We start from the raw sequence: 6,299 nt of genomic DNA, 5'->3' as shown, positions 1-6,299 counted from the left end.
GGCGGGTGCGGCCGGCGGGCCTGCGTCGTAGGCGGGCGCCGCAGCCGGTGCGGCGGACGGGGCGGCATCGTACGCGGGCGGCGGCGGCACGTTCGCGCCGGCGGGAGGGGCGGGGTCGGCGGGATTCTGCGGGTCGGTCATGTCGATTCCTCTCGTGGTGGGACTGAGCATGACCGTATCGGCAGATCGAGGCGGCGGGCAATCGCCCGCGCCGCCCGCTCCCGTACGGCGCCGAGGGCCTACAGAGCTCCGGGATCGTCGCCGGGCTCGGCTGCCTCCTGCGGAATCACCGAGATCGCGGCGGTGATCGTCTCGAGACCCGACAGGCGCGCGGGCGAGAGCTGCTTGGTGACGTCCTCGCGCGACATCAGCCCGGCCTCGACCACGAGGTCGGCGACGCTGCGCTTGGTCAGCAGCGCCGTCTTGGCGAGCGCGGCTGCCGCCGAGTAGCCGATGAAGGGCGTCAGCGCCGTGATGACGCCCACCGACGAGCCCACCATTGCGCCCAGGCGTTCGCGGTTGGCGGTGATGCCGTCGACGCAGTTCACGCGGAGTGTGTGCATCCCCCGCCGCATCCAGGTGATGGACTGGAAGATCGAGTGCGCGATGACCGGCTCGAACGCGTTCAGCTGCAGCTGGCCGCCCTCGACCGCCATGGTCACGGTCAGGTCGGCGCCGGCGACGGCGAACGCCACCTGGTTCACCACCTCGGGGATCACCGGGTTCACCTTGCCGGGCATGATGCTCGAGCCCGCCTGGCGCGCCGGCAGGTTGATCTCGCCGAAGCCGGCTTGAGGTCCGGAGGAGAGCAGCCGCAGGTCGTTGCAGATCTTCGACAGCTTGATCGCGTTGCGCTTGAGCGACGACGAGAACGACATGAAGGCGCCGGTGTCGCTCGTCGACTCGACGAGGTCTGTCGCCAGATCGAGGTCGAGGCCGCTGATCTCGCGCAGATGACGGAGCACCGCCTGCCCGTAGCCCGGATGTGTGGTGATGCCGGTGCCGATGGCCGTGGCACCCATGTTGATCTCGTAGAGGAGGTACGCGTTCTCTTTGAGGCGGCTGTGGTCCTCGCCGAGAGTCGTGGCGAAGCCGTGGAACTCCTGACCGAGCGTCATCGGCACGGCGTCCTGCAGCTGCGTGCGGCCGACCTTCAGCACGTCATGGAACTCGACGGCCTTGGCCAGGAACGCCCGCCGCAGCAGCTCGAGCTCGTCCAGCAGGGTGAGGAGGTCCAGGCCCAGACCCACCTTGATGGCGGTCGGGTACACGTCGTTCGTCGACTGGCTGCGGTTGGTGTCGTCGATGGGCGAGAGGAAGGCGTAGTCGCCCTTCTCGCGACCCGCCAGCTCGAGGGCGATGTTGGTGATGACCTCGTTGGCGTTCATGTTGGTCGAGGTGCCGGCGCCGCCCTGGATGACCCCGACCACGAACTGGTCGTGGAACTGGCCGTCGATCACCAGCTGCGCGGCGCGGTCGATGAGATCGGCCTTCTCGGGCGCGAGCACGCCGATCTCCTTATTCGCCCGGGCGGAGGCCTGCTTGACCATCGCGAGACCCTTGACGAGGTCCTTGTAGACCGAGATCGGTCGCTTCGAGATCGGGAAGTTCTCCAGCGCCCGGGCGGTGTGGATGCCCCAGTATGCGTCGGCGGGGATCTCGAGAGCTCCCAGCGAATCGGTCTCGGTGCGAGTTCGCGTCATTGCGTCCAGAGCCATGTGTGCAGTCCTTGTGGGTCGATCACAGCGGTGTGCGGGGATGCCTCGACACTACTCGCGACCTGCCGCACGGGCGTTGTACGCGACGTACACCGCTGGTGCGTCAACGTACGCGATGGCGCACGCCCCGGAGTCAGGGACGCTTGCGCGAGAAGGCCTCGAGCCGCTCGTCGGGCGTCAGCCGCGCCATCCGCTCCACCCACTCCGCCGAGAAGTAGTCCCCGGTGCGAGCCTCGACGACGGGCACGACCGCGTGGGTGATGGTGTCGTCGTAGACGTGCACCAGCTGGCACGACTGGCCGGCGTCCATGCCGTTCACGTCGACGGCGGGGCGCGAGAGGTTCATCGTGTAGCAGCTGGCGGCGGCCACGCTCACGGGGATGCCGGCGAAAGTCCCGCTGGTCGAGTAGTGCAGGTGCCCGGCGAGGATCGCCCGCACGTCCGTGCCGGCGACGGCGTTCGCGAAGCGCCGCTGATCGCGCAGCTCGAGGATGTCGAACAGCGGCACGTGGGACGGCAGCGGCGGATGATGCAGCGCGAGGATCGTGCCCAGCGGTGCCGGCTCCGACAGCACGTCTCGCAGCCACGACAGCTGCGCCTCGTCGAGGTCGCCGTGGTGCCATCCCGGCACGGTCGTATCGAGGGCGATCAGCCGCAGACCGCCGAGATCCCAGACCCCGGTCACCGGATCCTCGGTCGCGTCGAGGTCGAGGAGTCCGCGTCGCAGAGCAGGACGCTCGTCGTGGTTGCCGGCGACCCAGACCACCGGCGCCTCGAGGCGGGCCGCCACGGGTTCCACCGCTTCGCGCAGCGCCGCGTACGCTTCGGGCTCGCCGAGATCGGTGAGATCGCCGGTGAAGACGATGGCGTCGGGACGGATGCCGGTGGCCTCGGCGGCGGCGAGGGTCCGAGCGAGATTGGCCGCTGTGTCGTACTGCCCTCCGAGCGGCCGATTGCCCGCCAAGAGGTGCGTATCGCTGAGATGCAGGATCGTCCGCCGTGCGGGCGGGTACTGACCGAGTTGCACGCTCATGGCCTCAGCCTAGGCGGTGGTCCCGACGCGCCCCGGCTGTCAGTGGTTGAACACGATGAGAAGCAGACCGCCGAGCACGGCCGCCGCGCACACGCCGAACGACCCGTACGCCCCCACCAGCGCGAGGCGCTTTTGCGCGTCGGTGAGCGGGCTGCGCTTGGCCGCCTTGGCGGCTGCCTTCGCGGCTCGGCGGGCCTCTTTCTCGGAGATGACGGTGATGGCGTCGGTGAATTCCACCGGAGCGACGACGGGCGCTCGTCCCGCGCGCACGAGCAGCCGCAGGCCCAGCGCGTAGAAACCGACGACGAGCACCGCCGCGGTCAGCGCAGCGACGAAGACCTGGACGAAGGCGATCCAGTCGATGGCGATCATCGCTCGCCTCCGTTCTCGGGAGCGGGCGGTGTTCGCTCGGCCGCCTTGGCTGCCTTCTCGGCCCTCTTCACAGCGGACTTCTCGGCGGCAGCACGCCGAGCCTCCTCGCGGGCGATCGCCCGCTGGCGGCGGGTGGGCGGCGGGTTGCGCTTCACCTTCACCGCCCGCCCCGACTCGGCCACTTCGCTCATGGCGTTCGCTGCCGTGACCTGGTCACGGCGCGAGCGCAGGAAGAGCGCGAGCACGATGACGACGGCCAGCACGGTATCGATCACGATGCCCCAGAACCCGAGCCACACCACGATGAGCGCTGCGAGCGCGCCGACGCCGCCGGCAGCGGGAAGCGTGAGAATCCAGCCGATCATGATGCGGCCTGCGGTGCGCCAGCGCACCTGCGATCCGCGGCGCCCGAGGCCCGAGCCGATCACCGAGCCCGACGCGACCTGCGTGGTCGACAGTGCGAAGCCCAGGGCGCTGGAAGCGAGGATCGTGGCCGCAGTCGAGCTCTCGGCGGCGAATCCCTGCGCCGGCTTCACCTCGGTCAGCCCCTTGCCGAGAGTGCGGATGATGCGCCATCCGCCCATGTAGGTGCCGAGCGCGATGGTGATGGCACAGGCGAAGATCACCCACGTCTGCGGGTCGGCCTGTTCGGGCGACTGCCAGCCCACCGTGATGAGCGCGAGGGTGATGACGCCCATGGTCTTCTGCGCGTCGTTGGTGCCGTGCGCGAGGGCCACGAGCGACGACGTGAAGATCTGTCCGAAACGGAAGCCGGAGCGGCCGTCGGCCTTGCTGTCGTAGCGGCGCGTGATCGCGTAGGCGAGCTTGGTCACGGTGAACGCGATGATCCCGGCCGTGAGCGGCGCGATCAGCGCCGGCAGGATCACCTTGGACATCACGACGCTGAAGTCGATGGCCATGAACCCGACCCCGACGAGCGTGGCGCCGATGAGCCCGCCGAACAGAGCGTGAGATGAGGAGGACGGCAGCCCGAGCAGCCACGTGAGCATGTTCCACGTGATCGCCCCGATCAGTCCCGCGAAGATGATCGCCGGAAAGACCGTGGCCGATATCTCGTCCTCCCGGATCATGCCGCCCGAGATGGTCTTGGCGACTTCCGTCGACAGGAAAGCTCCGACGAGGTTCAGCACAGCCGCCAGCAGGACGGCGGTCTTGGGCTTGAGCGCGCCGGTGGCGATGGGCGTCGCCATCGCATTGGCCGTGTCGTGGAAGCCGTTCGTGAAGTCGAAGAACAGAGCCAGCACGATCACCAGCACGATGATGAGGGTTGCGGTTTCCACCGTTCGCTTTCCGGGAAGAAGGGATGTGGATGCCGACGGGATCGGCGTGACGAACGAAGAGTTCACCAGGAGTTCAGGAACCGGCAACCGGCCAGAAAGAATCCTACAGCGGCGGCCCGGAGGAACAACTCGACGGGGCTGATGCCCGACCGACGCCCGGATGGATGGTCGCGGCGTCCAATCCGGTCCCGGGGCGGCCGCGAACAAACAGCGGGCGCAGGTGCGTCCGCGACGGAGGGGCGGCACATGCGAACGCGGATTGCGGGGGCGCGCTTCTGGTTGCTCGGCGCCGGTGCGGGGATCGTCTCGGCGGCCGTGCTGCTCGCCGCCGCCGAGCTGATGGCGCTCCTGGTCGCCCGGGAGGCCAGCCCGCTCCTGGCCGTCGGCTCCTTCGTCATCGACATCGTGCCGCAGCCGCTCAAGGAGCTGGCGATCAGCACCTTCGGCGAGTACGACAAGATCGCTCTGCTGGCCGGCCTCGGCCTTGCCGTCGTGGTCGCCTCGTCGATCGCGGGCATGCTCGAGCTGGCCAAGCCGTTCGCGGGCGTCGTCCTCCTCACGGTCGGAGCCGGCCTCGCGACTGCCGCTATTCTCACCCGGGCCGGCGTGACGATGTTCGCCTTCCTGCCGCCGCTGGCCGGAGCCGCCGCCGGCGGTGCGGTCCTGTGGCTGCTGGCGCGGCGGCTCCGTGCGTGGCGGGATGCGGCGTCGACGTCCTCCCCCGGAGCCGGCGCTGCGGCGGGCGATGGCTCCTCGAGCACGGCCGACGCGACCGCGGAGCCCGCGGCCGGCGCATCCGCCGTCGCGCCGAGTCGTCGCGCCTTCCTCACGCTCGCACTGGTCTCCGCTGCCGCAGCGGTCGTGGTGGGGGTGGGAGCGCGGGCGGTGTCCGCCGCGACGAGCTCGATCGCCGGCATCCGCGAGGCCCTTCGTCTGCCCGCGCCGCGGTCGAAGGTGTCGATTCCCGCGGGCGCTGAGCTCGACGTGCCCGGCCTCTCACCCCTCATCACGCCCAACAGCGACTTCTACCGCGTCGACACCGCGCTGACCGTGCCCTCGGTCGATCCGCAGACGTGGCGGCTGACCATCGACGGCATGGTCGAGCAGCCGCTCGAGCTCACCTTCCAGGAGCTGCTGGACCGCGGGCTCGACGAGTACGCGATCACCCTCACCTGCGTGTCCAACGAGGTGGGCGGCGGGCTCGTCGGAAACGCCATCTGGACGGGTGTGCCGGTGCGCGACCTGCTGCGACTGGCGAAGCCCACCGGCGGCGCCGACATGGTGCTCTCGCGCAGCGTTGACGGCTTCACCGCCAGCACGCCGCTCGAGACTCTCACCGACGATGGCCGGGACGCCATCCTCGCCGTCACGATGAACGGCGAGCCGCTCCCCTTCGAACACGGTTTCCCTGTGCGCATGGTCGTCCCCGGCCTGTACGGCTACGTGTCGGCGACCAAGTGGCTGACGCAGCTGACCGTCACGACGTTCGAGAAGGACGAGGCCTACTGGACGCCGCGGGGCTACAGCGCCAAGGCTCCGATCAAGATGTCGTCGCGCATCGACACCCCGCGCGCCGGCACGCCCATCGACGCCGGCGGGGCCGTGATCGCCGGAATGGCGTGGGCTCAGACGATCGGCATCGACCGGGTCGAGGTCTCGATCGACGACGGCGACTGGCAGCCGGCGGAGCTCTCGACGCCTCTCAACGACGACACCTGGGTTCAGTGGCGGCTGGGGTGGGAGGCGACGCCGGGCACGCACTACATCACGGCGCGGGCGGTCGACAACGACGGCACCGTCCAGATCCAGGAGCGCGCACCCATCGCTCCCGACGGCTCGGCCGGCTGGCAGCGCCTGCTCATCACCGTCCGCTGA

At 69.7% G+C, this 6,299-nt stretch carries 5 protein-coding genes; 1 reads left to right on the top strand and 4 read right to left on the bottom strand.

Annotation, left to right across the window (positions count from 1 at the left end):
* Positions 1–239: 239 nt before the first annotated feature.
* From WYM_RS17650 to WYM_RS17635, 4 genes are all read right to left on the bottom strand, one after another.
* Complete coding sequence (locus WYM_RS17650; protein ID WP_019182174.1) at positions 240–1,718, bottom strand: aspartate ammonia-lyase; 1,479 nt, start codon at positions 1,716–1,718, stop codon at positions 240–242.
* A gap of 133 nt (positions 1,719–1,851) precedes the next feature.
* A complete protein-coding gene (locus WYM_RS17645) occupies positions 1,852–2,751 on the bottom strand; it encodes a phosphodiesterase (RefSeq protein ID WP_019182173.1) in 900 nt (299 codons plus the stop codon).
* 39 nt (positions 2,752–2,790) lie between these two features.
* Positions 2,791–3,123: a hypothetical protein gene (locus WYM_RS17640; RefSeq protein WP_019182172.1), complete on the bottom strand. Its 333-nt coding sequence runs from the start codon at positions 3,121–3,123 to the stop codon at positions 2,791–2,793.
* A complete protein-coding gene (locus WYM_RS17635; RefSeq protein ID WP_051008173.1) occupies positions 3,120–4,424 on the bottom strand; it encodes an inorganic phosphate transporter in 1,305 nt (434 codons plus the stop codon). Before WYM_RS17635 ends, WYM_RS17640 begins: the two co-directional genes overlap by 4 nt.
* 246 nt (positions 4,425–4,670) lie before the next feature.
* Here WYM_RS17635 and WYM_RS17630 point away from each other — a divergent pair, with 246 nt between their 5' ends.
* Positions 4,671–6,299 (top strand): molybdopterin-dependent oxidoreductase, encoded by a 1,629-nt coding sequence (locus tag WYM_RS17630; protein WP_019182170.1) that lies wholly within the window; start codon positions 4,671–4,673, stop codon positions 6,297–6,299.

It is taken from the genome of Microbacterium yannicii PS01 (genome assembly GCF_000304335.1).
GTDB lineage: Bacteria > Actinomycetota > Actinomycetes > Actinomycetales > Microbacteriaceae > Microbacterium > Microbacterium yannicii_A.
This window is presented reverse-complemented; position numbering and strand designations above follow the sequence as displayed.

Coding starts and splice junctions, on each gene's coding strand:
- WYM_RS17650 (WP_019182174.1), bottom strand. CDS start 1,718: ATGGCTCTGGACGCAATGACGCGAACTCGCACCGAGACCGATTCGCTG.
- WYM_RS17645 (WP_019182173.1), bottom strand. CDS start 2,751: ATGAGCGTGCAACTCGGTCAGTACCCGCCCGCACGGCGGACGATCCTG.
- WYM_RS17640 (WP_019182172.1), bottom strand. CDS start 3,123: ATGATCGCCATCGACTGGATCGCCTTCGTCCAGGTCTTCGTCGCTGCG.
- WYM_RS17630 (WP_019182170.1), top strand. CDS start 4,671: ATGCGAACGCGGATTGCGGGGGCGCGCTTCTGGTTGCTCGGCGCCGGT.